26 protein-coding genes are annotated in these 25,762 nt (G+C 60.3%); 14 read left to right on the forward strand and 12 right to left on the reverse strand.

Annotated features, from left to right (window positions below; translation table 11 throughout):
* Nucleotides 1–173 precede the first annotated feature (173 nt).
* A complete protein-coding gene (locus JS82_03165) occupies nt 174–1,448 on the forward strand; it encodes a DUF4143 domain-containing protein (protein ID QHK17165.1) in 1,275 nt (424 codons plus the stop codon).
* On the opposite strand, the gene JS82_03170 is transcribed toward JS82_03165, so the two are convergent.
* Together JS82_03170 and JS82_03175 are read right to left on the reverse strand one after the other, a co-directional pair.
* Nucleotides 1,449–1,874 (reverse strand): hypothetical protein, encoded by a 426-nt coding sequence (locus tag JS82_03170; protein QHK17166.1) that lies wholly within the window; start codon nt 1,872–1,874, stop codon nt 1,449–1,451.
* Nucleotides 1,875–1,895: 21 nt separating this feature from the next.
* Entirely contained in the window at nt 1,896–2,951 is a 1,056-nt protein-coding gene (locus tag JS82_03175; GenBank protein QHK17167.1) for an NAD(P)-dependent glycerol-1-phosphate dehydrogenase, read from the reverse strand.
* A gap of 731 nt (nt 2,952–3,682) precedes the next feature.
* Here JS82_03175 and JS82_03180 point away from each other — a divergent pair.
* On the forward strand, nt 3,683–4,270 hold the full coding sequence (locus JS82_03180; GenBank protein QHK17168.1) for a hypothetical protein: 588 nt from the start codon (nt 3,683–3,685) through the stop codon (nt 4,268–4,270).
* Here JS82_03180 and JS82_03185 read toward each other — a convergent pair.
* Nucleotides 4,191–4,832, reverse strand: a complete 642-nt coding sequence (locus JS82_03185) for a hypothetical protein (protein QHK17169.1) — start codon at nt 4,830–4,832, stop codon at nt 4,191–4,193. The genes JS82_03180 and JS82_03185 overlap by 80 nt on opposite strands.
* Before the next feature lie 128 nt (nt 4,833–4,960).
* On the opposite strand from JS82_03185, the gene JS82_03190 reads away from it, so the two are divergent.
* The 3 genes from JS82_03190 to mgtA all read left to right on the forward strand — a co-directional run bounded on the left by JS82_03190 (nt 4,961) and on the right by mgtA (nt 8,840).
* Nucleotides 4,961–5,335, forward strand: coding sequence for a desulfoferrodoxin (locus JS82_03190; GenBank protein QHK17170.1), 375 nt, complete (start codon nt 4,961–4,963; stop codon nt 5,333–5,335).
* Between the two features lie 109 nt (nt 5,336–5,444).
* Nucleotides 5,445–5,981 carry a hypothetical protein gene (locus JS82_03195; protein ID QHK17171.1) on the forward strand — a complete coding sequence of 179 codons (537 nt, stop codon included), beginning with the start codon at nt 5,445–5,447 and terminating at the stop codon, nt 5,979–5,981.
* 135 nt (nt 5,982–6,116) lie between these two features.
* Complete coding sequence (gene mgtA, locus JS82_03200; GenBank protein QHK17172.1) at nt 6,117–8,840, forward strand: magnesium-translocating P-type ATPase; 2,724 nt, start codon at nt 6,117–6,119, stop codon at nt 8,838–8,840.
* Between the two features lie 144 nt (nt 8,841–8,984).
* Here mgtA and JS82_03205 read toward each other — a convergent pair whose 3' ends face one another.
* Nucleotides 8,985–9,479 carry a hypothetical protein gene (locus JS82_03205; protein QHK17173.1) on the reverse strand — a complete coding sequence of 165 codons (495 nt, stop codon included), beginning with the start codon at nt 9,477–9,479 and terminating at the stop codon, nt 8,985–8,987.
* A 252-nt stretch (nt 9,480–9,731) separates the two neighbouring features.
* Here JS82_03205 and JS82_03210 point away from each other — a divergent pair, with 252 nt between their 5' ends.
* From JS82_03210 to JS82_03230, 5 genes are read left to right on the forward strand one after another with little or no spacing between them, the layout of a single operon-like run.
* Entirely contained in the window at nt 9,732–11,276 is a 1,545-nt protein-coding gene (locus JS82_03210; GenBank protein QHK18382.1) for a 2-isopropylmalate synthase, read from the forward strand.
* A gap of 1 nt (nt 11,277) precedes the next feature.
* Nucleotides 11,278–12,534 (forward strand): homoaconitate hydratase family protein, encoded by a 1,257-nt coding sequence (locus JS82_03215; protein QHK17174.1) that lies wholly within the window; start codon nt 11,278–11,280, stop codon nt 12,532–12,534.
* On the forward strand, nt 12,535–13,014 hold the full coding sequence (locus tag JS82_03220) for a 3-isopropylmalate dehydratase (GenBank protein ID QHK17175.1): 480 nt from the start codon (nt 12,535–12,537) through the stop codon (nt 13,012–13,014).
* Nucleotides 13,014–14,138, forward strand: a complete 1,125-nt coding sequence (locus JS82_03225; protein QHK17176.1) for a 3-isopropylmalate dehydrogenase — start codon at nt 13,014–13,016, stop codon at nt 14,136–14,138. Before JS82_03220 ends, JS82_03225 begins: the two co-directional genes overlap by 1 nt.
* A 3-nt stretch (nt 14,139–14,141) precedes the next feature.
* The gene (locus tag JS82_03230) at nt 14,142–14,375 is read left to right on the forward strand and encodes a hypothetical protein (protein ID QHK17177.1); all 234 of its coding nucleotides are present in this window, start codon (nt 14,142–14,144) and stop codon (nt 14,373–14,375) included.
* A 73-nt stretch (nt 14,376–14,448) separates the two neighbouring features.
* On the opposite strand, the gene JS82_03235 is transcribed toward JS82_03230, so the two are convergent.
* From JS82_03235 to JS82_03255, 5 genes are read right to left on the reverse strand one after another with little or no spacing between them, the layout of a single operon-like run.
* Nucleotides 14,449–14,982: a 2-oxoacid:ferredoxin oxidoreductase subunit gamma gene (locus JS82_03235; GenBank protein QHK17178.1), complete on the reverse strand. Its 534-nt coding sequence runs from the start codon at nt 14,980–14,982 to the stop codon at nt 14,449–14,451.
* Nucleotides 14,979–15,728 carry a 2-oxoglutarate oxidoreductase gene (locus tag JS82_03240; protein ID QHK17179.1) on the reverse strand — a complete coding sequence of 250 codons (750 nt, stop codon included), beginning with the start codon at nt 15,726–15,728 and terminating at the stop codon, nt 14,979–14,981. The genes JS82_03235 and JS82_03240 overlap by 4 nt, the downstream gene beginning before the upstream one ends.
* Complete coding sequence (vorB, locus tag JS82_03245) at nt 15,728–16,792, reverse strand: 3-methyl-2-oxobutanoate dehydrogenase subunit VorB (GenBank protein ID QHK17180.1); 1,065 nt, start codon at nt 16,790–16,792, stop codon at nt 15,728–15,730. Before vorB ends, JS82_03240 begins: the two co-directional genes overlap by 1 nt.
* A 2-nt stretch (nt 16,793–16,794) precedes the next feature.
* Nucleotides 16,795–17,001, reverse strand: coding sequence for a 4Fe-4S dicluster domain-containing protein (locus JS82_03250; GenBank protein ID QHK17181.1), 207 nt, complete (start codon nt 16,999–17,001; stop codon nt 16,795–16,797).
* A 10-nt stretch (nt 17,002–17,011) separates the two neighbouring features.
* Nucleotides 17,012–17,680 (reverse strand): ParA family protein, encoded by a 669-nt coding sequence (locus tag JS82_03255; protein ID QHK17182.1) that lies wholly within the window; start codon nt 17,678–17,680, stop codon nt 17,012–17,014.
* A 249-nt stretch (nt 17,681–17,929) separates the two neighbouring features.
* Here JS82_03255 and JS82_03260 point away from each other — a divergent pair, with 249 nt between their 5' ends.
* The 3 genes from JS82_03260 to JS82_03270 all read left to right on the forward strand — a co-directional run bounded on the left by JS82_03260 (nt 17,930) and on the right by JS82_03270 (nt 21,968).
* Nucleotides 17,930–18,496 carry a cupin domain-containing protein gene (locus tag JS82_03260; GenBank protein QHK17183.1) on the forward strand — a complete coding sequence of 189 codons (567 nt, stop codon included), beginning with the start codon at nt 17,930–17,932 and terminating at the stop codon, nt 18,494–18,496.
* A 2-nt stretch (nt 18,497–18,498) separates the two neighbouring features.
* On the forward strand, nt 18,499–20,148 hold the full coding sequence (locus JS82_03265) for an AMP-binding protein (protein ID QHK17184.1): 1,650 nt from the start codon (nt 18,499–18,501) through the stop codon (nt 20,146–20,148).
* 149 nt (nt 20,149–20,297) lie between these two features.
* The gene (locus JS82_03270) at nt 20,298–21,968 is read left to right on the forward strand and encodes an AMP-binding protein (GenBank protein QHK17185.1); all 1,671 of its coding nucleotides are present in this window, start codon (nt 20,298–20,300) and stop codon (nt 21,966–21,968) included.
* 51 nt (nt 21,969–22,019) lie between these two features.
* Here JS82_03270 and JS82_03275 read toward each other — a convergent pair whose 3' ends face one another.
* The 3 genes from JS82_03275 to JS82_03285 are packed head-to-tail and all read right to left on the reverse strand — an operon-like array spanning nt 22,020 to nt 25,075.
* Nucleotides 22,020–23,681: an AMP-binding protein gene (locus JS82_03275; protein ID QHK17186.1), complete on the reverse strand. Its 1,662-nt coding sequence runs from the start codon at nt 23,679–23,681 to the stop codon at nt 22,020–22,022.
* A 9-nt stretch (nt 23,682–23,690) separates the two neighbouring features.
* Complete coding sequence (locus tag JS82_03280; GenBank protein ID QHK17187.1) at nt 23,691–24,245, reverse strand: cupin domain-containing protein; 555 nt, start codon at nt 24,243–24,245, stop codon at nt 23,691–23,693.
* 47 nt (nt 24,246–24,292) lie between these two features.
* Complete coding sequence (locus JS82_03285; protein QHK17188.1) at nt 24,293–25,075, reverse strand: alpha/beta fold hydrolase; 783 nt, start codon at nt 25,073–25,075, stop codon at nt 24,293–24,295.
* 405 nt (nt 25,076–25,480) lie between these two features.
* Here JS82_03285 and JS82_03290 point away from each other — a divergent pair, with 405 nt between their 5' ends.
* A complete protein-coding gene (locus JS82_03290; GenBank protein QHK17189.1) occupies nt 25,481–25,759 on the forward strand; it encodes a hypothetical protein in 279 nt (92 codons plus the stop codon).
* Nucleotides 25,760–25,762: the final 3 nt, after the last annotated feature.

Here is a 25,762-nt window from a genome sequence, read left to right on the forward strand (position 1 = left end):
CATCTTTATCTGGACTTCGGCACGCCTCGGCATGGATTTCCTGTCTTTCGATGGTTTTATTTAAATTATGTTTGTGCAACTGGAAAGAATTCTTTCCAGTATGTGGAAAGAATTTCCTCCAGTAAGTGGAAAGAATAGTTTCCATTAAGTACAGTCCGATGTATTCACATGTCATGCCACTCACCCCCGATGGTTACAGACCCAGGATTGTCGACGATATGCTGGTGCGGAAGCTTCGCGTGTTCGGAGCCGTGAGCGTGGAGGGTCCGAAGTGGTGCGGGAAGACATGGACCGCGGAGAACCATGCGGAGAGTGAGATCAAAATCGCGGAAAACAGAGGTCCGTTGACGAACCGCGACTATGTGCTCGCGGATGTCCGCAGGGCTCTGACCGGGGATCCTCCTCATCTGATAGATGAGTGGCAGGTAGTCCCACAAATATGGGACTCCGTCCGTTCCAATCTGGATAGTCATCCCGGTCATGGTAGATACATTCTGACGGGTTCGTCAGTTCCTAAGCGTGAGACATACATTCACAGCGGCACTGGGCGCATCGCTAGGCTCAAGATGCGTACCATGACGCTGTTCGAGACCGGCGATTCGGACGGCAGTGTGTCGCTGCGTGAACTCATGCAGGGGAATCTCGTTACGTCCGAGAAGAGGGATGTCGAACTGGAGCAACTGGTGGACCTTGTCGTCCGCGGAGGATGGCCGACTACGTTGACGGTGGATCCCGAGGACTACGGACTCGTTCCGAAAGAGTACATAGAGTCCGCGATCGAGGATGCCTGCAGGCTCGATGGGAGACAGAGGGACAGGGAGAAGATGAGGATGCTGCTCAGATCCCTGTCCAGAAACGAAAGCACTGTCGTCAGCAATGAAACTGTGAAGGACGATATGAAGTCCTATGACGACGAGAAGATCTCCAACGACACATTCTACGATTACTCGGATTGCCTGGACCGCATCCATCTCCTGGAGGACACGCCGAGTTTCAAACCGAACTTCAGGTCAAGCGTTCGTGTAGGCAAGAAGCCCAAGAGGCATCTGACCGATGTGTCTCTCGCCGTTGCCGCACTCGGTCTGAACCGTGAGAAGCTGATGGGGGACCTGAACACGTTCGGATTCATGTTCGAGGCCCTCTGCGAACATGATCTGCAGATATACGCCGAATCCGCAGGCGGGACGCTGTACCACTATCGCGATGACTCGGGAAGAGAGGTCGACGCCGTCGTGGAGGCCGAGGACGGGAGCTGGGGCGCGTTCGAGATTAAGCTCGGCGCGGGTCAGATAGACGGCGCCGCCGAGCATCTCCTGAAGATGAGGGACGTGTTCAAGTCCAGGGGCGGCTCCCCATGCGTGCTATGCGTCATAAGCGGGCTGTCGAACTGGGCGTACCAGCGTCCCGACGGGGTCTTCGTGGTCCCGATAACCTCATTGGGTCCGTGATCAGAGAAGGTCCGCCGCCACCAGCTTCTCTCCGATCGGGCAGTCCAGGTCCTTGCCGAGGCTTGTGACGGTGTACTTCTGCCCCTCCCTCTTGCCGACCGCATGGCATCTGAAGTAGTTGGGACAGGAGACCTCCTGGCACTTGGGCTCGGAGTACGTTATGGTGACACCCTCCATGGCGCCCTTCTTGGGCACGGCCCCGGGCGTGGAGACCTTCTCCACCTCGACGGCGACGACCTCCCCCTCGCACTCCTCGCAGGCATGCCTCTGGTTCCTGACCTCGACGACCCTGTACCTCGCACCGGGCTCGAGGTTGAAGCAAACGCCCTTGAGCCTGCAGTCCTTGCAGTCGGTGAGCGGTCCCATGAAGTAGAATTCGCCGCCGACCTTGGCCTGCGGCTCGCTGAGCAGAGTGATCAATGCCATTCCATCACCTCTAATATGAACTCAAATCACGCCCGTGGCGCGTGCGACCGTCTCGGCGACCTCCTCGCTGATCCCCTTGTCCCCCAGGATCGTGAACCTGTCCGACCTGATCTCGTGGGCGTGGGACATGGCGTGGATGACGTCCTCGGGGCTGATCCCGAGGTCCTTGGCGGTGGTCGGTGCGCCGATGCTCTTCAGCGCGTCCCTGATGCCCTCCCAGTCCCCGCCGTGCAGATACATGGTCATGATGGATCCGACCCCGCACTGCTCCCCATGGAGCGCCTTGCCGGGGCATGTCAGGTCCAGCATGTGGGAGAACATGTGCTCCGCGCCGCTGGTGGGCCTGGAGCTTCCCGCTATGCACATCGAGACCCCGGACATGATGATGGGCTTGATGGCGATCCAGACGCTGTCCTCCAGGTCGGGTCTGATGAGACCGCAGTTGTCGATTATGGACTCCGCCGCGTACCTGGATATCGTGTAGGCGGTCCTGCTGAAGTCCACGTTCTTGAGCCTCCTGGCGAAGTCCCAGTCCTCGAGGGCCGTCAGGTTGGAGATGACGTCTGCGCATCCGGACGCAAGCAGGCGGTAGGGTGCCTTGGCTATGATTCCGGTGTCCGCGATGACCCCGATGGGGGACGCGGAGCCGATGGAGCGGGATCCGGTGGATGACTTGAGGGACGCCCTGTTGGAGGCGATCCCGTCGTGCGCCGCCGACGTGGGTATGCTGATGAACGGGATGTTGAGCTCGTTGGAGGCGATCTTGGCCAGGTCTATCTTGCTCCCGCCGCCCACGGCGAGGATGAATCCCGAGCCGAACTCCCTGATGCGATCTTCGGCGATGCGTGCGTTCTCGATGCTGGCCTCCCCGACCTGGACGACGTCTATGTCGTATCCGTCCATGTAGCTCAGGACGTCCCTGGCTGCGGCGTCCATCGTCTTGGTGCCGGTGATAATCGTGCCGGTCTTGCCGAAGTGGACGTTCTCGCACATCTCCCTGATGCTGCCGAGGGCGTCGTGCCCGGCGACAATGTTCCTGGGCACCTCGATCAGCTTGACCTTCGTGAAGTCCTCCATCTCCCGTTCTCCTTTCGGACGCTATTGTCGGAGGACATTATAAATGGTGGCGCGATTCTTACTTTGTTTCATAACAATTGACGTCAGTTTTAACAAGTTGGCGCTGTATACCCCATTCTTCTGAGTTCTTCCGAACGTGCTCGCATGCAGCAGGGGACTATTCAGGAAGGTTCATTAAGATAATGGAAGGAAGTCGATGTCTGGTAGCGGTATGCGTCTTTTCCGTGGAAGGAATCCGACCGAATCGGAGATCTCATCGAGGGAGTGGATGGGAAGGACAACTATGGAATCATCAGAAAGCGTGTCAGGGAAAGCTGAATGCTGCGACGTGCCCCGTGACATTTATTCGTTCGTTTCCAAGCGGCCGTCTCTACTTCCCGGAACCGGTACTGAGGCAGCTCCCGCGGTTCGCTTCGCAGCACTTCACCATTGATGCTGATTGTTTAAATAACTATGTCAAAACAGTCTAGTTTCAATTCTCCGATATATGCCTCCATCACTGGATTGACAACGAAATGGCGCCTTAATCGAGTTTTTACATGTGGAGAGATCATCATTTCGGACCGTTATGACTTGACTCCGGTCTCACTGTCTATTCAGTTTGGACGACAAGGATCGGAAAGAGTTACAGAATATCGGAATCCTCGGTAACAGAAATGTTGAATAGGGCAGATCTGGGCTGGTTCACAGCCAGGAGTTAATTATTCAACAGAGTACACGATTCCAGAGCCATGAACAGGGTCCTCATAATCTGCGGTAGCGCCGGTCGCGGCGGGGTAACCGAGACCATGTGTCAGGCGGCCGCCGAGGTCTTCAGGGCCAACAACTGCGACGTGTATGTGGCGTACCCGTCGGACATGGACATCCACCACTGCACAGGATGCGACGCGTGCGCTGAGGGCAGGTGCTCGATAGACGACGACATGGGCATCCTCTACAGGCTCTTCGGGGAGTCCGACCTCGTTGTCCTCGCGACACCGCTGCACTTCAGCGGCCCTTCTTCCCTGCTCAAGACGGTCCTCGACCGCTTCCAGGCCTACTGGCATGACAAGGTCCTGCCGCATCCCCTGGCATGCTGTGCGATGCTCTGCGCGGGCAGCCCGGAGCCCAACTTCGCGCCCACGGTGTCGATACTGAGGGCCTTCTCCATAACTACCAAGATGAAGTGGATGGGCCACATGGAGTTCCCGGATACCGATGCGAGGGGTGACGAGGGCGCCGCCGATGCCGTGAGGGGCTTCATCGAGGGGATCTTGGCGTCCAGAGACAGCCTATCCGCGGCCCAGCTATGGCCTCCGTGCTCTCAGGGGAGCGAGTGAACGGGATCGCCGAGGGGAAGTCGTCCCTGAGCGTCTCCCAGGAGCCATTCAGAGAGTCGTCCGTGTCTACGACGCAGGTGCGGTAGAACCCGAGGTCCGCGAGGCGGGACAGGGCACCCGGCACCGAGTCACGTTCCGCCCTTCTCAACACGGCCCTCCCACCCGCGACGAAAACCGCGGGTACGAAGCTGTCCGAGACGGACAGGATGTCCGAGAGGTCCTCGTCAGACCCGGTGGCGTGGTACGGTCCCAGGACAATGTCCGCGTTCGTGTTGAAGGCGTCGAAGAGGTCGTCCGCGTCCTCGATCCAGGTCATCAGCCAGATGTCGCAGCCGCGCACCTTCATCCTCTTGACGACGCCCTCCGTGAACCTGCGGGCCGAGAGGCTGTCCGAGTCCACCACGACCACGGGCGTCCTGTCGTCGTACCTGGGAACCTCGGAGGCCGCCTCATCGAACGGGGCGGTCCTGCCGCAGACGACGGGACGGACGCCGCGGAACCACGATTCGGACGCGGTCATCCCCTGTCCGGGGCAGGAGGCGAAGATTGCGGGTATCTCCATGAATCTGGGATGGGGGAACGTATATAATGCGTTCTCTGGGAAACCTTCGTTAGAGGCACTTAATTTGTAAACGCCGTTAAGAAAATTATTTATGCTGTCAAGACCCAACCCTGCTCAGAGGTTTACTCATGTCACAGAAATACGTCTGCGCCAAATGCGGAACCGCCGTCGAGCTGCTCTACAAGGGAGGATGCATCCCCTCCTGCTGCGGAGAGCCCATGCAGCTGATGGAGGCCAAGACCGAGGACTTCGTGAAGGAGAAGCACGTCCCCTACATCGAGAAGCAGGACGGAGGCTTCCTCGTGAAGGTCGGCAAGGAGACCGCCCACCCCATGGCCGACGACCACTACATCGTGTACATCGAGATCTGCGCCGACGGCGTCCAGATGAGGAAGTACCTCAAGCCCGGAGACGCCCCCGAGGCGTTCTTCAAGACCGACGCCGCTGAGGTCCAGGCCTGGGAGTACTGCAACAAGCACGGACTCTGGAAGTCCAACCAGTGAGGCATCCGCCCACCCCAAACCCCTTAACATCAAACCGTTTCACCGAGCAGTCCCGTCCACAGTATTTATGATAGGAAGGGATAACGACCGTCATTCAGAGGTTCACACCATGGCCAAGATCGTAGAGTCAACTGGCGATGATGCCAAAGCCAAGGCGAGGCACGCCAAGATCGCGAACGAGAAGAAGGAGGCCGAGGAGAGGGCTAGGGCCAAGATCTCCGACGACAAGTGGAAGGCCAGACGCGCGGAGGAGAGGCGCAAGGAGGAGATCAAGAAGCTCCCCCGCGAGGAGCGTTCCGCCGCCAGGAAGGAGCTCAGGGAGCAGATCAGGCACCGCAAGGACGTCGAGAAGGAGCAGAAGAGGCAGCTCAAGGAGGCCGACAGGGCGAAGAAGGAGGCCGCCAGGAAGGAGGCCGAGGCCAAGGCCGCCGGTGCCGTCGCCCATGAGAAGCAGGAGGTCGAGGAGGCCATCCAGCAGTCCGAGAGGTCCGTGACCGCCGAGGCCGTGAGGACAGAAGAGATCGCCGAGCAGGTCCAGGAGACGGTGGCGCCCACGGAGCACGAGGAGGGCGTCCCAGGAGAGATCCCGGCGGAGAATGTCGAGTCCCCCGAGGAGCCCGAGAAGGCACCCGAGAAGAAGGATTGAAGACCTTAGGGCGCTAGAGGCGCCGGAAACGGCTTCCCCCAAACTCCTGCCCCCCAGCCAGCATGGGGGGCTTTTTAAATACCAAAAGTCCGTCCACTCACTGTGGTAAATGGTTCGACGACACCGGAAGAAAGAATGCGTTATGCGGCGTCCTCGGATGTCGATAGCGTCATCAAAGAGTTTAACAGCAGGACTGAGGGACACTACAACGAGGAGGTGACCACGTCCCGTATCCAGTACGGGAAGAACGAGGTCACCAACCACAACAAGTACGTGGTACTCAAGAGGCTCGCAAGGGCATTCGGAAACATATTCATCATAACGCTCGCGATCATCGACATCCTGTGGATGGTCCTCGAGCCGGACATAATCTACTTCGTGATTCTTACGACGCTGATCCTCGTCAGCGGTATCGTCACCTTCATCCAGGAGACCCGCAGCTCGAAAGCTGCTGCGCAATTGGTCAGTATGGTGACGACCATCATCACCGTCCGCCGCGAGGGGGTCGAGATCGAGATCGACTCCAAGGAGCTCGTGGTGGGTGACATCATCATCCTCGACACCGGCGACATGGTCCCGGCTGACGTGAGGATAATCAAGTCCAACCATCTCAAGGTCGACCAGTCCGCCCTGACCGGTGAGTCGGGCGGGGTCACCAAATACGCCGATCCGGTGCACGGCACCGAGATCCTGGGCTGCAACAACATGGCCTTCATGGGAACCAACGTGGTCGGCGGTTCCGCCGAGGCGATCGTTGTCGCCGTCGGCGACGACACGATCTTCGGCTCCATGGCCGAGAAGCTCACCCGCAAGAAGCCCTCCACCACATACGACAAGGGCACCAAGTCCATCGTCAACGTCCTCTTGAGGATCATGTACTGCATGGTCCCGCCAGTGTTCCTGATCATGCTGATCAAGGACTACATGTCCTACGGTGAGTTCACCGTCGACGGTGTTCTCAGCGCGGTCGTCTTCGCACTGACCCTGGCCATCGGCCTGATGCCGGAGATGCTTGCCACCATCGTCTCCGCAAACCTCGCCAAGGGATCCATCGACATGTCGAAGAAGAAGGTCATCGTCAAGGACGTGACCGCCATCCAGAACTTCGGCGCCATGGACGTCCTGTGCTCCGATAAGACCGGGACGCTCACACAGAACCGCATCTCCGTGGAGTCGTGCAACGACATCTACGGGAACCCGAGCCACTCCGTGGAGCTCCTGTCGTGCCTCAACGCCCACAACCTGAAATCCGCCACGAACCAGATCGACTGGGCCCTCGACGAGTACGCCGAGGAGGACGGGCTGCTGGACGAGGTGGAGCAGTACGAGTACGTCGGGGACGTGCCGTTCGACTTCGTCAGGAGGAGGGCCACTGTCGTCGTCAAGCAGGACGAGGACGTCAACATCATGATCTCCAAGGGTGCCATGCCCGAGATCCTCTCCATCTCCACCGGATACCTCGATCAGGACAGGAACATCCAGCCCCTCGACTCGAAGACGGTCAACGACATGATGGGACTCGTCGAGTGGTACAGCACCAAGGGCATGCGCGTCCTGGGAATCACCCACAAGTACCTCCCCTCGGGCAAGACCGAGTTCACCGAGGCGGACGAGTGCGACCTGATCATCGCCGGATTCCTGGTGTTCACGGATCCCGTGAAGCCCACGGCAAAGAAGGCCATCGAGGACATGAGAGAGTACGGCATCACCGTCAAGGTCCTCACCGGGGACAACGAGTACGTGTCCAGGCATGTGTGCGACCAGATCGGGATCCCCACCGAGAACATCCTGGTGGGGCCGCAGATCGACGGCATGTCCGACGACGAGCTCAAGGAGGTCGTCGAGAACACCAGCATATTCGCCCGCCTGAGTCCAGACAACAAGTCCAGGGTCGCACTGGCCCTGAAGGCCAACGGCCATACCGTCGGAGTCATGGGAGACGGAATAAACGACGTCGTCGCCATGAAGAACGCCGATGTGAGCATCTCGGTCGACACCGGAACCGACATCGCCAAGGAGACCGCCAGCATGATCCTCCTGGAGAAGGACCTGGGGGTCCTCAAGACAGGAGCCATCGAGGGGAGGAAGGTCTACGTCAACTCCATCAAGTACGTGAAGATGATCGGGTCGATCAACTTCGGATACATGTTCTCGCTGATCCTCGGATCCCTGTTCTTCAACTTCGAGCCGATGGGCGGAATCATGATCCTGATCTTCAACCTGATCAACGACTTCGCCTGCATCTTCATCATCTGGGACAAGGTCGACGACGAGTTCGTCAAGGAACCACGGAAATGGGACGCCAAGAACCTCACCACCGTCATGTACCGGTACGGACCTATGTGTGTGGTCACTGATCTGATGTCATGGGCGTTCTTCATATTCGCAGTGCTCCCCACGGTCGCCGTCACGGTGTCTCCCGATGTGCTCGCGGAGATGTCCGGTCTCGGATACGACCTGTCCGGCGTCACCAACGCGTCTCAGCTGGTCCTCAGCGGAGCGCCCATCGGAGACTTCGAGGAGCTCCTGCCCTACGTGGTGCTGTTCCAGTCCCTGTGGGTCATCGAGCAGTACTGGATGCAGGTCTGGGCGATACACATCGTCAGGACCAACAAGCTGCCGTTCTTCCAGGCCTGGTCCGCCAAGCCCCTGGTCATCACCACCATCGTGGCGCTGTGCGTCGGAACCCTGCTTCCGTTCAGCGGCCCCCTGTGGGAGGCCATCTCCGGCTGCACGGACCTCATCGGCGTGCCCCTGTGGGCCCTGCTGTGGATGCCGTTCATCGCGTGCGTCTACTTCTTCGGAGCCCACGCCATCAAGAGGCACGTGCTGAAGAAGTACGGGTTCTTCGCCTGTTGAAAATCACTTACCCGGGGGAGACCCCGGGACAAACCATTATCGTCTCTTCTGGAAGAGGGCAATCGACATCAGACGTCTGTCCGTCAACCGTCGACAGATAAATGCTGCCGGAGGCCGCCGTCGCGACGGCGCCTCCGGAGCGGTTCAGAACTTGAGTTTGGCGTTGCAGTTGACGCAGTGCTTGGTCTTCCTGTTGATGTAGCCGCATGTGGGGCAGTGGGGCATGCCGTCGACCTTCACGAGGCCGGTGCCGTCGGCCCAGCCCTCCCTGGCGATGGTGCCGTCGATCTTCGCGGCGTCGGTGGGGACCTCCCCGTTGTTGTCCTCTATCATGTTCCTGTTGAAGTGCAGGATGGCCTGGTCCCTCTCCTCCTCGATCGCCTCCCTGTTCCCGGACAGGGACTCCAGCTTGGCGACCTTCCTCTCGCTCTTGGCCCTGACCATCTCGACGGGCTGAGTCTTGAGCGTCCTGTTGACCTCTCTGATCTTCCTCTCGATGGCCTCCTGGATCTGCTCGTCCGTGTAGTCCGCGAAGGGACTCATGCGGATCATCCAGAAGAGGTTGTACTGCCTCTCGGACTGCTCGGGCATCTTGTTCTCCACGGGCTTCTCCTCTTTCTTACCAAAGAACCATGCCATGGGGCTGTAATCGGCTTGATATTATTAACAGATGTCCGATGTTCAGACGGTTTTCCGACCGTTTTCACGTTTTTCGATAGGATTTTTATACAATCAGCGAATTAAGAGCATCACCGTCAGAGGTCATGAAATGATCTGCAACGCTTTCATCGGACTACTCCTTCTTCTTGAGTAAATCCAGTGAGAGCTAGGACGGTTTGAGGTGTTTATATGGAAGCTACCCAAACCAGTGAGAACGCTAGGCTGAGAGATATGTTGGCAGTGAGCCCCTACAACCAGCTTGCGCTCCAGCCCCTACCCCACAAGGACAGGATCCAGATCTTTGACACCACGCTAAGGGACGGGGAGCAGGCCCCTGGCATCGCCCTGAGCTCTGACGACAAGGTCCGCATCGCGATGGCTCTGGACGACCTCGGGGTGGACATCATGGAGGCGGGATTCGCCGTATCCTCCGAGACCGAGAGGGAGACCCTGAAGAAGATCGTGGACGCCGGCACGAGATGCACGGTGTGCAGCCTCTCCAGGTCCGTCAAGGGCGATGTGGACGCTGTGTTGGAGACTGGTGTCGACTACATCCACACCTTCATCGCGACGAGCGACCTCCACATGAAGTACAAGCTCAAGATGACTCCGGACCAGGTGGTCGAGAAGGCCGTGTCCACCATCGAGTACGCCAGGGACCACGGCCTGAGGGTGATGTTCTCCTGCGAGGACGCCACGAGGACCGACCTGGACTTCATGAAGAGGATATGCGTCGCCGTCCAGGACGCCGGCGCGGAGGCGATCAACCTGCCCGACACCGTCGGGGTCATAATCCCTCAGGGCATGGCGCACATCGTCTCGGAGATGCACAAGGTGCTGAAGGTGCCCATCTCCATGCACTGCCACAACGACATGGGACTGGCCGTGGCCAACACCCTGGCGGGCGTGGAGGCCGGCGCGGAGATATGCCAGGTCACCGTCAACGGCATCGGGGAGAGGACCGGCAACGCCGCGCTCGAGGAGGTGGCGGTCAACCTGTTCGCCAACTACGGAGCGGAGACCGTGGACCTCACCAAGCTCGGGCCCACGTCCAAGATGGTCGAGAGGATCACCGGCTTCCCGATCGCCTACAACAAGGCGGTCGTGGGGAGGAACGCCTTCGCCCACGAGTCCGGCATCCACGTCCACGGGGTCATGGCCAACAGCCTCACCTACGAGCCCTTCAAGCCGGAGATGGTCGGCGTGGAGAGGCACATCGTCATCGGCAAGCACTCCGGCGAGCACTCCGTCCGCGGAAGGCTGGAGGCGCTCAACGTCAGGTTCCCCGAGGAGCACATGCCCGAGCTGATGGCCGCGATCAAGGAGATCGCCGTCGGCGGCAAGGAGATAGACGACGCCGAGCTGGTCGCCATAGCGGACAACGTGCTGTGGAAGAAGGAGACCAAGATCCAGACCGCGGTCCTCGAGGGAATCGCGGTCATCACAGGAAAGAGCGTGACCTCCACAGCCACCGTGACCATACTCATCAACGGGGACAAGAGGGTCAAGTCCGAGATCGGTGTGGGTCCCGTCGACGCCGCGCTCAACGCGATCCGTGAGGCGGTCAACGACAACATCACGCTGGAGGAGTACAAGCTGGCGGCGGTCACCGGCGGCAGCGACTCCATCTGCGAGGCCACGGTGATGGTCAAGAACGTTCAGGACGACGGCAACCTGTCCGTCGGCAAGGCAGTGGGTCTGGATGTCGTGCAGACGTCCGTGGACGCCATGATGGCAGCCATAAACAGGGATTTCGCTAGACAGAGGAGAGAGTGAAATGGGCAAAACGATAGCAGAGAAGATCCTCTCGGAGAAGTCCGGGACCGACGCCCGCGCCGGGCAGATCGTCATGGCCAACGTAGACTACGTCATGGTCAACGACGTCACTGGACCCATCGCCTTCAGGGAGTACGACAAGCTCGGGACCGACAGGATGTACAAGGACCGCATGGTCCTGATCCCGGACCACTACGTCCCGGCCAAGGACGTGGCCTCGGCCGAGCAGGCGAAGGAGATGAGGGAGTTCGCCCAGAAGCACGAGCTGCCCAACTACTTCGAAATCGGGAAGAGCGGGGTCTGCCACCAGCTGATGGTGGAGGAGGGATTCGCGGCGCCCGGGAGGCTCATCGTCGGAGCCGACTCCCACACGTGCACCTACGGCGGCATCAACGCCTTCTCCACGGGCATCGGGTCGACAGAGGCCGCCGCGGCGTTCGCCACCGGCAAGCTGTGGTTCAAGGTGCCCGAGACGATCAAGGTCGTCGTCAGGGGAAAGTTCAGGAAGTACGTCGGCGGGAAGGACCTGATCCTCAGGATCATCACCGACATCGGCGTCGACGGGGCCAACTACAAGGCCTTCGAGTTCCACGGCGACGTCCAGAACATCCCCGTCGCCGACAGGCTCGCCGTCTCCAACATGGCCATCGAGGCCGGCGGCAAGGCGGGGATCTTCCCGTGCGACGACCTCACCCGCGAGTACATCAAGGACACCGTCCGCGGGGAGTACACCCCCGTGGAGGCCGACCCGGACGCGGAGTACTGCCGTGTCCTGGAGTACGACCTGGACGAGCTGGAGCCCTTCGTCTCCTATCCCCATCTCCCCAGCAACGGCCGCCCGGTCAGGGAGGCCGACGTCAGGATCGACCAGGCGTACCTTGGCAGCTGCACGAACGGCAGGATAGAGGACATGAGGATTGGCGCCGAGATAGTCAAGGGAAGGAAGGTCGCACCGGGAGTCAGGTTCCTGGTGGTCCCGGCATCCCAGAAGGTCTACAGGCAGATGGTCGAGGAGGGCCTGATGCAGATATTCCTCGACGCAGGCGCCTTCATCTCCGGACCCACTTGCGGGGCTTGCCTCGGGGGGTACATGGGGATCCTCGCCGCAGGGGAGAGGGCCGTGTCATCCACTAACAGGAACTTCATAGGCAGGATGGGCGACAAGGCCTCGGAGGTCTACCTCGCCGGGCCCGCCGTGGTGGCCGCATCGGCCATCGCGGGCAGGATCGTCACACCCGACCAGCTGGAGGGGAACTGAATGGACAAGTTCAAGGGAAAGGTTTGGGTGTTCGGCGACAACGTCGACACCGACCAGATAATACCGGCGGAGAGGCTGGTGGCAGCCAACCTCGACCACCTCAACGACTACATATTCGAGAAGGTCAGGCCCGGGTTCGCGCAGCAGGTCCAGAAGGGGGACATCCTGGTGGCAGGGAGGAACTTCGGCTGCGGGTCGTCCAGGGAGCACGCGCCCCTGTCCCTGATAGAGGCCGGGTTCTCGTGCATCATCGCGGAGTCGTTCGCACGCATCTTCTACAGGAACTCCATGAACATCGGCCTCCTCCTGGTGGAGTGCAAGGTCGATGCCAGGGAGGGGGAGACCATCGAGGTCGACCCCGACAACGGCAAGGTCATCGCCGAGGGCAAGGAGTACTCCTTCCCGGAGTATCCGCCGTTCATCTCCGAGCTGGTCAAGGCTGGCGGTCTGATGAACCTCATCAGGGAGGGCAGGTTCTGATGAAGCACCTCGCCATAATCCCCGGTGACGGCATCGGCAAGGAGGTCATCGCTGCAGGGATGGAGGTCCTGGACGCGGTGTCCGAGATCTCGTCGTTCCAGTACGACCCGGAGTTCTTCGACATCGGGTCGGACAGGTATCTTGCAACAGGTGAGCTGCTCACAGACGAGGACGTGGCCGCCCTGAAGCGCAAGGACGCCATCTACTTCGGCGCCATCGGCGACCCGAGGGTCAAGCCCGGCGTGCTGGAGCAGGGGATCCTGCTGAAGATGAGGGCGGTTTTCGACCAGTACATCAACCTCCGTCCGGTCACCTCGTGGTTCCCGCTGGTCCCGCTGAAGAGGGAGGTCCCCTTCGACATCCATTTCCTGAGGGAGAACACCGAGGACTTCTACATGGGGGCCAACGGGTTCTTCGGACCCAGCAGCGGCGGCTCCAGCGCCCACGTGCACGTGGACAGGGAACTCTACAGCCTGGACATAGACCTTGATGCGAGATCCACCAACAACGACGACTTCGCCTTCGAGATCGGACTCCTGTCCAGGACGGCGGTCACGAGGTTCGCGGACTACTGCTGCAGGTACGCCCTCAAGAGGGGCGACTCCAAGGTGACCCTCGTCGACAAGGCGAACGTCATCACCAAGAACTACGGCATGCAGAGGCAGATCTTCGAGCAGAAGACGGAGGAGTACGGCCTCGACCTCGATTTCATGTTCGTCGATGCCATGGCCATGGCCATGATCGTCAGGCCGGAGACCTTCGGCACCGTCGCCGTACCGAACCTGTTCGGAGACATCCTGACCGACCTCGGCGCACAGCTCCAGGGCGGTCTGGGGATGGGCGGCAGCGGAAACATCAACCCCGAGGGCGTCAGCATGTTCGAGCCCATCCACGGGTCCGCGCCCGACATCGCCGGGAGGGGGATCGCCAACCCCATCGCCGCGGTCCTCGCCGCCCAGATGCTCCTGGAGGAGCAGGGATTCCCAGATGAGGGCAGGATGATCCACGACGCCGTCAGGACGTGCCTGGACACGGGCGCCACTACGCCCGACCTGGGAGGTAAGATGTCCACGTCCGAGGCGGGCAGGCACATCGCCGACCTGATCAGGAACGGGAGGCGCTGAGCCATGATGTCCCTCGAGCTCGAGGTCACCTATCCGGACGCGGCGTCGGCGCGCGCCGTCATGGACGCGCTGGGGCCCGACAACAAGGGATACGTCGCTTCGGAGCAGCGCGATTCCACCATAGTCTTCAGGATGGAGGCGGAGTCTGCCGGGACAATGAGGAACACCGCCGACGATCTCCTCGCCTGTCTCAAGGTGGCGGAGGAGTCCGTGGGGCTCGCCACTGAGAGGGACTGAACCCGTATCGGTCGAAAAACAAAATGAAATGGGGGTCGGCCGGGTTCGCAGACTCGGCCATCCCCGAAAGTTTTCAGCTCTCGGTTCCGAGGGCGATGGCCTTCCTGTTGCTCTCGAGCAGGTTGGCCTTCCTGGCCGGGATGCTCTTCTGGAGGCCCAGGTCGAGGTTCTCCGCGGAGCAGAAGCCGGTCTCCTTGAACAGCCTTCCGAGCATGACCATGTTGGCCGCTCCCTTGAGCCCGTTCTCCTCGGCGATCCTGGACGCGTCGACGTAGACGACCCTGACGTCGGTCCTGGCGACCTTCTTGTGGACGATGGAGCTGTCGATGAGGATCAGCCCTCCGGGGACCACGTCGTTCTCGAACTTCTCCAGTGAGGGGAGGTTCATCACGACGAGAACGTCGGGGTTGACCACCAGGGGCGACCCGATCGCCTTGTCGGAGATGCAGACGCTGCAGGACGCCGTCCCTCCGCGCATCTCCGGTCCGTAGGACGGGAGCCAGGAGAGCTCCTTGCCCTCCATCAGCGCTGCGTAGGCCATGACCTTGCCGGAGAACAGGATCCCCTGCCCTCCGAATCCGGCGAACAGAACGTTGAGGTCGCTCACTGCTCTCCCTCCCCGACATCCTTGTAGACTCCGAGCGGGTAGTACGGCAGCATGTTGTCCCTCAGCCACTGGATGGCGTCGGCGGGCGACATCCCCCAGTTAGTGGGGCAGGTGGAGACGACCTCCACGATGCAGTATCCCTTGCCGGCCATCTGGTACTCGAACGCCTTCTTGATGGCCTTCTTGGCGGCCCTCACGTTCTTGACGCTGTCCACGGTCACGCGCTCGGCGAGCGCCACGCCGTCCAGTGAGGACAGGAGCTCGCAGACCCTTATGGGGTTCCCGGCGGTCTTGACGTCCCTTCCGTAGGGGGTGGTCTGGGTGACCTGCCCGGGCAGGGTCGTGGGGGCCATCTGGCCTCCGGTCATGCCGTATATGGCGTTGTTGATGAAGATCGCGACGATGTTCTCGCCCCTGGCGGCGGCGTGGACGGTCTCACCCATTCCGATGGCGGCGAGGTCCCCGTCACCCTGGTACGTGAACACCACGTTCTCGGGCCTGGCCCTCTTGACGCCGGTGGCCACGGCGGGTGCGCGGCCGTGGGGCGCCTGGACCATGTCGCAGTTGAAGTAGTTGTACGTGAAGACCGAGCATCCCACGGATGCCACTCCGACGGTCTTCCCCTCGATGCCGAGCTCGTCGATGACCTCGGCCACGAGCCTGTGCACGATTCCGTGCGTGCATCCGGGGCAGTAGTGGAACGGCGCGTTCGTGAGCGCGTGCGGCCTCTCTCCCTTTACTGTCATCACTGAACACCTCCGTTGATCCTGACGATCTGTTCGAGGACCTCGTTGGGGGTCGGGATCATACCTCCGGTACGTCCGAAGAACTCCACGGGGGCCCTTCCGTTGACCACGAGCTTCACGTCGTCGACCATCTGTCCCATGGACATCTCCACGGACAGGAAGGCCTTCGCGTGGCCGACGTGCTTCTCGATGAACTTCTCCGGGAACGGCCAGAGCGTGATCGGCCTGATCATTCCGACCTTGATGCCCTGCGCCCTCGCGGAGTCGATCGCGGACCTGGAGACCCTGGAGGACGATCCGTAGGCGACGATGATGATGTCCGCATCGTCGACGAGGTACTCCTCGGCCATCTGGTGGTTCTCCTTGATCGTCTCGTACCTCTCGAACCTGTCCTTGACGAGGTCCTCGAGCTCCTGGGGGTTGATGTACAGGGAGTTGACGACGTTGTGCTCCCTCTTGCCGCCGTGCCCGCTGACCGCCCATGTCTTGGAGTCCATGTCGGGCTCCTTGGGCTCGGGGAGGACGACGGGCTCCATCATCTGTCCGAGCATTCCGTCGGACAGGACCATGGCAGGCATCCTGTACTTGTCTCCGAGGTCGAATGCGGTGGCGATCATGTCGACGGTCTCCTGGACCGTCGAGGGTGCGAACACGAGGATGTGGAAGTCGCCGTGGGCGGTGGATTTGGTCGCCTGGAAGTAGTCCGCCTGGGAGGGCTGGATTCCTCCGAGTCCGGGCCCTCCGCGCTGGACGTTGACGATCAGGCACGGAACGTCCGATCCCGCCAGATAGGAGATCCCCTCGGCCATCAGGCTGATGCCGGGGGAGGATGTGGACGTCATGACCCTGACGCCGGCGGCTCCGGCACCGAGGACCATGTTGATGGACGCGACTTCGGACTCGGCCTGCAGATAGACACCGCCGATCTTCGGCATCCTCTTGGACATGTATGCCGCCACCTCGGTCTGCGGGGTGATGGGGTATCCGAAGAAGTGCCTGCATCCGGCGGCGATTGCCGCCTCGGCGATGGCCTCGTTTCCCTTCATGAGTACTTTCTCGTTCATGTTCACATCTCGATAATGATTGCCACATCGGGGCACATGGTCGCGCAGGACCCGCAGCCCGTGCACGCGCTCTGGTCGGTGACATGGGCGGGATGGTACCCCTTGTTGTTCGTAATGCTCTTGTCGAGTGCGATGATGTGCTTCGGACATGCGATCACGCACATCTCGCATCCCTTGCAGATGTTGTTGTCAACTGTTACTTTCGGCATTTGTACCACATCACTCCCACGGCGCCCTCACGAGGACGTCGACCGGGTATATGTCAGGGATTTTATTTAGTTGGGTGAAATCCAGGCCGCGGGGGGCGGTCGTGAACCTTAGGGGGAGTCCGGTCTTGACGGAGACCTCCTCTGCGAAGGCCATCGATCCCAGGACGGTGGCCTCCGTGGTGTCCCCTTTCAGATGCGAGTTGTTTGCCACGCAGGTGGCCCTCAGACGGGACGTCGTCTCGATCTCCCTCAGGATCTGGACGGCCTCGTCGGCATGGGTTGTCTGGGACCTATACCTGTTGATGACGTAGATGACGTCCGGCTCCGCCCCGGCCAGTGCCCTGGAGTAGACCCCGAGCGCGGTGGCGCCGGCGTCGTCCCCTCCAACATCCACTATGACCCTGGACCCCTCGGCGATGACGTTGCTGACGGCGGCGGGGAGGGACGGTGTGTCGAGGTTGGTGTTGGCGAAGTTGGGTCCGACGACCCTGACGCCGTTCTCCGTGAGGACGTCGGCGTAGTCCGCCGATCTGAAGTAGGGGTTGACCACGTCGAGGTCGACGAGGGTAACATCCTCCCCGTGCCGGGCGCAGTCGAGTGCCAGGTTGATGGAAAGGTTGGTCTTCCCAGTGCCGTAGTGGCCGCACACGACGGTCACCCTTCTCTCCAGCGGAAACATCGCACCTGCATCGCGGACGCGGTATATAGATTATAGACGGGTGCGTGCGCGTGCTGGGTCCGGCCCGGACATCGCACAGCATCCATCGCCACGGGGCGTCCACTACATCCCATGACGGCACGGGTCCACAGACATTCGTCTAATAAATCCGTCGTTCCGTGTCCATTCTTCGTCCCGATTCAGTGTCCAGGTCCCCACGGAAAGCATTTGTTTTTATTCGATGGCTAACTACCGATTCCACGAGAGTCAATGGAGCCTAACATCGCAGAGGTAGCTGAGCGCATCAAGGCGATGCGCGAAATGTGTGATATTACAGTCGAGGAGATGGCGGACATCGTCGGAAAGACGCCCGAGGAGTACGTCGAGTACGAGAGCGGGAGGCTCGACTTCTCGTTCACCTTCCTTCACAAGTGCGCCGAGAAGTTCGGCATCGACATCGTGGAGCTGCTGACCGGGGAGAACCCCCACCTGTCAGGATGCACCCTGGTCAGGAAGGGCAAGGGGCTCCCGATCAAGAGGCGCATCGGGTTCGAGTACGAGCATCTTGCGTATAACTTCAAGGACAAGCTCGCGGAGACGTTCCTGGTCACAGCGCCCTACATCGAGGAGGATCAGAACGCGCCCATCCGTGTGTCTACGCACGAGGGTCAGGAGTTCGACTACGTCCTCGAGGGCACACTGAGGTTCTCCCACAACGGCCACGTCATGGACCTCGGTCCCGGGGATTCCGTGTACTACGACTCGGGCAAGCCCCACGGCATGTACGCCACCTCCAAAGAGGGGTGCAGGTTCATCGCCGTAGTACTGAAGGGTTGAAGATGAGGAACATCAATCTGAGATACGTCGACGAGACCTACGACGAGAACGGTCTTCTGAAGACGTACAAGCTCAAGTGCCCTGACAACTTCAACTTCGGGTACGACATCGTGGACGACATCGCCGCGGCGGAGCCCGACAGGGTGGCACTGGTCTGGGACAGCCAGTCCGGAGAGCAGCACACGTTCACGTTCTCCGACATCAGCAGGATGAGCAACAAGGTCGCCAACTACCTCCTCTCACAGGGCATCGGCAAGGGCGACGTCGTCATGCTGATCCTGAAGCAGAGGTACCAGTTCTGGTTCTGCATGGTTGCCCTCCACAAGATCGGCGCCATCGCCGCCCCGGCTACCCACATGCTGACCAAGCACGACATAGAGTACAGGATCAACGCCGCCAGTGTCAAGGCCGTCATCTGCACTGATCAGTCCAACATCAGCGGCTCGGTGGAGGCGGCGGATAACATCCCCTCGCTGCAGCTCAGGGCCCTCGTCGGTGAGAAGAGGGAGGGCTGGGTCGACTTCAACGCGGAGGTCGAGAAGGCATCCGACGTGCTCGAGAGGATCGACACCAGGGTCACCGACCCCATGCTCATGTACTTCACATCCGGGACCTCCGACAACCCGAAGATGGTCCTCCACAGCCATCGCTACGCGCTCGGTCACCTGATGACCGCGAAGCACTGGCACCAGGTGGACCCCGAGGGGATCCACTACACCGTCAGCGACACCGGCTGGGGCAAGTCCGTGTGGGGCGCCCTCTACGGCCAGTGGATCATGGAATCCGCGGTGTTCGTATACGAGTACGACAAGTTCGAGCCCCATGAGATCATGGACATGATCGAGAAGCACAGGATCACCACGTTCTGCTGCCCTCCCACCATGTTCAGGCTCTACCTCAACGCGGGTCTCGAGGGTCACGACCTCTCGTCCCTCAAGAACTGCTGCATCGCCGGAGAGGCTCTCAACCCCGACACGTACCAGACCTGGTACGACGCCACCGGCCTCAAGCTGATGGAGGGGTACGGACAGACCGAGACGACCATGGTCGTCGGCACGCTCAGGGGCATGGAGCCCAAGCCCGGCTCCATGGGGAAGCCCTCCCCGCAGTTCGAGGTCGACATCGTCGACGAGGACGGCAATCCCTGTCCTCCCGGAGTCAACGGGGAGATCGTGGTCAAGGCCGACGCCTTCGGCATCATGATCGGCTACTACAGGGACGAGGAGAAGACCGCCGTCACCCTCAGGGGAGGATGGCACCACACCGGCGACGTCGCCTGGAAGGACGAGGACGGATACTACTGGTTCGTCGGCAGGAACGACGACATCATCAAGTCCTCCGGTTACAGGATCAGTCCCTTCGAGATCGAGAGCGCCCTCATGCTGCACCCTGCTGTGCTTGAGTGCGCCGTCACAGGCGTGCCGGACCCGATCAGGGGACAGCTCGTCAAGGCCACCATCATCCTCAGGTCCGGCTTCGAGCCGACCGACGAGCTGAAGAAGGAGATCCAGAACTTCACAAAGAAGGAGACGGCGCCGTACAAGTACCCCCGTGTTGTGGAGTTCGTGGAGACCATGCCGAAGACCATCAGCGGAAAGGTCCGCAGGGTCGAGATCCGCAACAAGGACATCGAGAAGTACAACTCGGCGTGATACGAATCCCATCGATTCCGAAACATGGTATTTAAACCCAAATTCGGATTCCGCAGTCAATATTTATATAAAACTACGGAATCCGAAATCTTCTACGATTACATTAAATAATCGGTTTTTTCTGTTCCTGAGTATACGCGTGAGTGGCCATGAGGAACATCAACCTGAGGTACGTGAAGGAGACCTACGACGAGAACGGTCTCCTCAAGCATCTTGACATCGACTGCCCCGACGACTTCAACTTCGGTTACGACATCGTGGACGACATCGCGGTAAACGACCCCGAGAGGGTCGCGATGGTCTGGGAGCACGAGAACGGCGAGTGCAGGAGGTTCACCTTCGCCGACATCAAGAGGCTCAGCGACAAGACGTGCAACTACCTTGCCTCCAAGGGCATAGGCAAGGGCGACTTCGTCATGCTGGTCCTCAAGCACAGCTACCAGTTCTGGTTCATTTGCGTGGCGCTCCACAAGATGGGCGCCATCGCGGTTCCCGCCACGTTCATGCTCAAGTCCCACGACATCGAGTACAGGATCGACGCCGCCGGCCTGAAGGCCGCCATCGTCACCGACGATGACGACATCATCGAGTCCTTCGAGGGCGCCGGCAACATCGACAAGCTCGCATGCAGGTTCACCGTCAACGGCCACAGGGACGGATGGCTCGACTTCGACAGGGAGATGGAGGAGTGCTCCGAGGCCTGGGGGAGGGTGCCCACTAAGCGCACGGACAGGTTCCTCATGTACTTCACATCCGGGACGTCCGGCAACCCCAAGATGGCCGTCCACGACTACAGCTACCCGCTGGGACACATCCTCCTGGCGAAGCACTGGCAGCAGGTGGAGGCCGACGGGCTCCACTGGACGGTGGCCGACACCGGGTGGGCGAAGAACGCCTGGGGTAAGTTCTACGGACAGTGGATCATGGAATCCGCGGTGTTCGTCTACGAGTACGACAGGTTCGAGCCCCACCACATCATGAACATGATCGAGAAGCACAGGATCACCACGTTCTGCTGCCCTCCCACGATGTTCAGGCTGTACCTGAACGCGGGGATCGAGGGCCACGACCTGTCTTCGCTGAAGAACTGCTGCATCGCCGGCGAGCCCCTCAGCCCCGACACGTTCAACACATGGTACAAGGCGACCGGTCTCAAGCTCATGGAGGCCTTCGGACAGACCGAGTCCTCCGTCATCGTCGGTACCCTCAAGGGGATGACCCCCAAGCCCGGATCCATGGGGAAGCCGTCACCCCAGTTCCGTGTGGAGCTTCTCGACAAGGAGGGGAACCCCGTCCGCCCCGGAGAGGAGGGGGAGATCTGCGTTTCCATATCCCCGAGGGTCCCCGGGATCTTCGTTGAGTACTACAGGGACGAGGTCAAGACCAACGAGACCCTGAGGGACGGATGGCACCACACCGGCGACGTTGCATGGAAGGACGAGGACGGCTACTTCTGGTACCTGGGGAGGAACGACGACATCATCAAGTCCTCCGGATACAGGATCAGCCCCTTCGAGATCGAGAGCGTGCTCGTGGAGCACCCCGCGGTCCTGGAGGTCGCAGTCACCGGAGTGCCGGACCCGATCAGGGGGCAGCTTGTCAAGGCCACGATCATCCTCAGGGAGGCGTACAAGCCCACCGACGAGCTCAAGAAGGAGCTTCAGCAGTTCACCAAGTCCAGGACGGCCCCTTACAAGTACCCCCGTGTGATCGAGTTCGTGGACGCAATACCCAAGTCGATCAGCGGGAAGGTCCGCAGGGTCGTGATCCGCAACAGGGACATCAAGGACCTGATTCCGGAGCCGGAGGACAGGGCCTGAGCCCCTTCCAAAAACAAAAAAAAGAAAGAGGTGCCCGAAAGGGCACCGTTTTCATGCGTCGGGCCAGAGCTGCTCGGCCATCTGCCTGAGTTCGTACTTCAGGATCTTCCCCGCCGCGTTCATCGGGAACTCGTCGATGAAGTGGATGTACTTCGGGGTCTTGTACCAGGCGATGCCCTTCTTGCAGTAGTCGATGATGTCCTGCTCGATGAGGTCGGATCCCGGCTCCTTGATCACGAAGGCGCCCACCTGCTCGCCGTACTTCTTGCTCTTGACCCCAACGACCTGGACGTCCCTGACGCCGGGGCAGTTGTAGATGTAGTCCTCGACCTCCTTGGGGTAGACGTTCTCCCCTCCGCGGATGATCATGTCCTTGATCCTGCCTGTGACGTAGAAGTACCCCTCGGAGTCCCTGTAGCCCAGGTCCCCGGAGTGCAGGTACCCGTTGGAGTCGATGATCTTGGCCGTCTCCTCGGGCATCTTGTAGTAGCCCTTCATGACGTTGTAGCCCTTGCAGCAGAACTCTCCGATGACGCCGTCCGGGCAGGGCTCGTTGGTCTCCGGGTCGAGGATGACCGTGTCCACTCCCTGAAGCCTCTTACCGACGGACGAGCACTTCTTCTCGATGGAGGGCTCGTCGTAGGTGGTCTGGGTCATACCGGGGGATGCCTCCGTGAGGCCGTAGACGATGGTGATCTCCTTCATGTTCATCTTGTCGACGACCTCCTCCATGGTCTTGATCGGGCAGGGCGACCCCGCCATGATGCCGGTCCTCAGGGAGGAGAAGTCGAACTTGTCGAACAGCTTGTTGTTCAGGATGCTGATGAACATCGTGGGGACACCGTAGACGGCCGTGCACCTCTCGGTCTCTATGGTCGTCATGACCTTGATGGGGTCGAACACCTCCACGAAGCACATCGTGACGCCGTGGTTGATGCATGCCATCACACCGAGGACGCATCCGAAGCAGTGGAACAGCGGGACGTTGAGGCAAAGGCGGTCCGTGGGGCCGTAGTTCATGTTGGCTCCCAGCCAGTACCCGTCGTTGGCTATGTTGAAGTGGGTGAGCATGACGCCCTTGGGGAACCCGGTCGTTCCGGAGGTGTACTGCATCATGGTGACGTCGTGTACGTCCACGGAGTCCTTCCTCTCCTGGTACTCCTCGTCGGAGGTCTGGCACGCCAGCGACTTGACCTCGTTCATCGAGTACATCCCGCGGTGCTTCTCGGGACCGAGGTGCACAACCCTCCTGAGGTGGGGGTACTTCTCGCTGTGGAAGCTGTCCCTGGGCTGCGTCTTCAGCTCCGGGACCAGGTCGTACACCGTCTGGACGTAGTCCACGTCCCTGACGCCGTCGATGAGGAACAGGTTCTCCATGTCGGACTGCCTGAGGACGTAGTCGAGCTCGGCGCTCCTGTAGTTGGTGTTGATCGTGAGCATGATCGCGCCGATCTTCGCGGTCGCGAACATGATCGTGATCCAGTCTGGGACGTTGGTGGCCCACACAGCGACCTTCTCGCCCTTCTGGACCCCCATTGCCATCATGCCCTTGGCGACGCGGTCGACCTCGATCCCCCACTCCCTCCAGGACAGGCGGATGTCCCTGTCCACGTAGACGATGGCGTCGTTGTCGGGGTGGTTCCTGATGCATTTGTCCAGCAGGTCGCCGAGCCTCTCGTCGCTGGTGATGTTCTTCCTGGGTATGCACACCATGGGATCGCCTCAGAACGGGGTGTAGAGGACCGCGTAGATCTCGGCGGGCCCGTCGATGGCGCCGATGTAGTGGGGGACGACGGAGTTGTAGTAGACGGTGTCGCCCTCCCCGATGATCGTCTCCTCCTTGCCGTACTTGACCAGGATCTTGCCGGAGACGACGATGATGAACTCCTCTCCCTCGTGGGACGAGGTCTTGTGGACGACGTCGGGCTCGATCCTGATGAACATGGGCTCCATGTGCCTGTCGGTCTTCCCCTTCCCAAGGGGGAAGTAGTGGTACTGGCCGTCGGCGGCCCTGGAGGAGGTCTCCTCGATCCTGTCCTTCCTCTTCACGACTATGGGGTCGGGCTGGAACTGGTCGTCCATGAACGTGCCCACCCTCTGTCCGAGGGCGCGGGACAGTTTGATGATGGTTCCGATAGGGGGGTAGATGCGGCCCTCCTCGACGTCCTTCAGGTATCCGACGTCGAGTCCGGTGTTGGTCGCCAGCTGCTCCTGGGTGAGGCCGAGCCCCTCCCTGTATTTCATGACCCTCTTGCCGAGTTTGTTCATGTCTGTCATTGTCTTTCCTCCTCTCTTTGTCGTGTGAATCCTAAATGTGACGTTCCTCAGCAGTCGTTGGCCCTGATGTGCTCCATGAACTCCCTCGAGTAGAGGTCGGTCCTTATGATGTGGCCGACGTCAGGGATCCTCATGACCTTGCACCCGGGTATCCTGTCCGAGATGTAGTCGCCGAGCTTGGGCTCCACCATGATGTCGCTGAGTCCGTGGATGGACAGCGTGGGGACGCTGATGTTGCACACGGTCTCGCGGGTGTCGAACTCGTCAAGAGCGCCCATCTGGTCCTTCAGGCCGTGGGGGTCCAGGTTCTTCAGGGACCTCACGGGCCTCCCCTTCGCCTCGTGATCAGCGAAGAAGTTCTCCGTGAAGCAGAACGCGTTTGTCATCATGCTTATGTACTCGGGGTCCGCACCCTTCAGGGCGCAGTCCACGATCCCGTTCATGAAGTAGCTGGACCTAGCAGGTCTGTACGGGTAGGCGGACACCAGTGTCAGCGATTTGAGCCTCTCCGGGTGCTGGAGAGCGAACTCCTGCGCGATGTGGGCGCCCATCGACCATCCTAGCATGTGCGCCTTGAACACATGGAGGTGGTCCATCAGCGCCAGGACATCATCCACGAAATCCTGCTTCCTGATCCCGTTCCCGGGGTACCTCGTCAGTCCGGCTCCCCTGTTGTCGAAGGTAATCACCCTGTACTTCGAGGACAGCTCGGGTATCATCTGTTTGAAGAAGGAGGTGTCTCCGGAGAATCCGTTGATGAGTACGACGGGGTTCCCCTCCCCCTCCTCGTGGTAATGCATCTCGATTCCGTTGATGTTTGCGAATGGCATTTGTTTGTCGCTAACCTGCCGGGATAGATAAACGTTGGCTTCGACCGGGATGTGCCAGCCAAAACGACCGCGGGCGGAGCCAGACGTCGAGCATCCGGGCTTATGGGCGCCAAGGCCTGACTGATGTTACCCGATGGGATAACACCAGTGCGGGATCCCGCCCTCCTGCGACGATGCCGTATTCCTTTCGGAATGCTCCTCCATCAAGAATATTCGCGGATTCCGTCCTTCCAGGTGGACCGTCGTTCAGTCCTGGACGACGGGGATAGACGGATGTACGTCCGAGAGGCTCCGGACGGGACCGATGGACATGCATCCTACTCCGACGCAATCAAACCAACATCCTGCGGAATTCGTCCTTAGATGTTGAAATCTTTAAATAGGGTACCTATTTTTCCAGTTTTCATGCCTAAGGTCGTGTACAGAGTCACTATGGACGGCGGCGAACCTGAAGACATCGTGCTTTTTCGCCCCGACCCCCAGAAGGTCATAACGTCGTGGGCGCTGGCCCACGGTTACAAGCCGGGCGACTGCAAGACATCCGCGTTCATCCACCGTTCGGAGTTCGAATGGGACTACGCTCCGCGCAAGGGCGGCTTCTTCTCGGAACGCGAGCATCACATCTGTAAGGCAGTAAGGATAGACGGCGGGACCAACATAAGCGAGTTCAGCGGGAGGAGCTGAGCT

The organism is Methanomassiliicoccaceae archaeon DOK, from assembly GCA_009911715.1.
In the GTDB taxonomy this organism is placed as follows: Archaea; Thermoplasmatota; Thermoplasmata; order Methanomassiliicoccales; family Methanomethylophilaceae; genus Methanoprimaticola.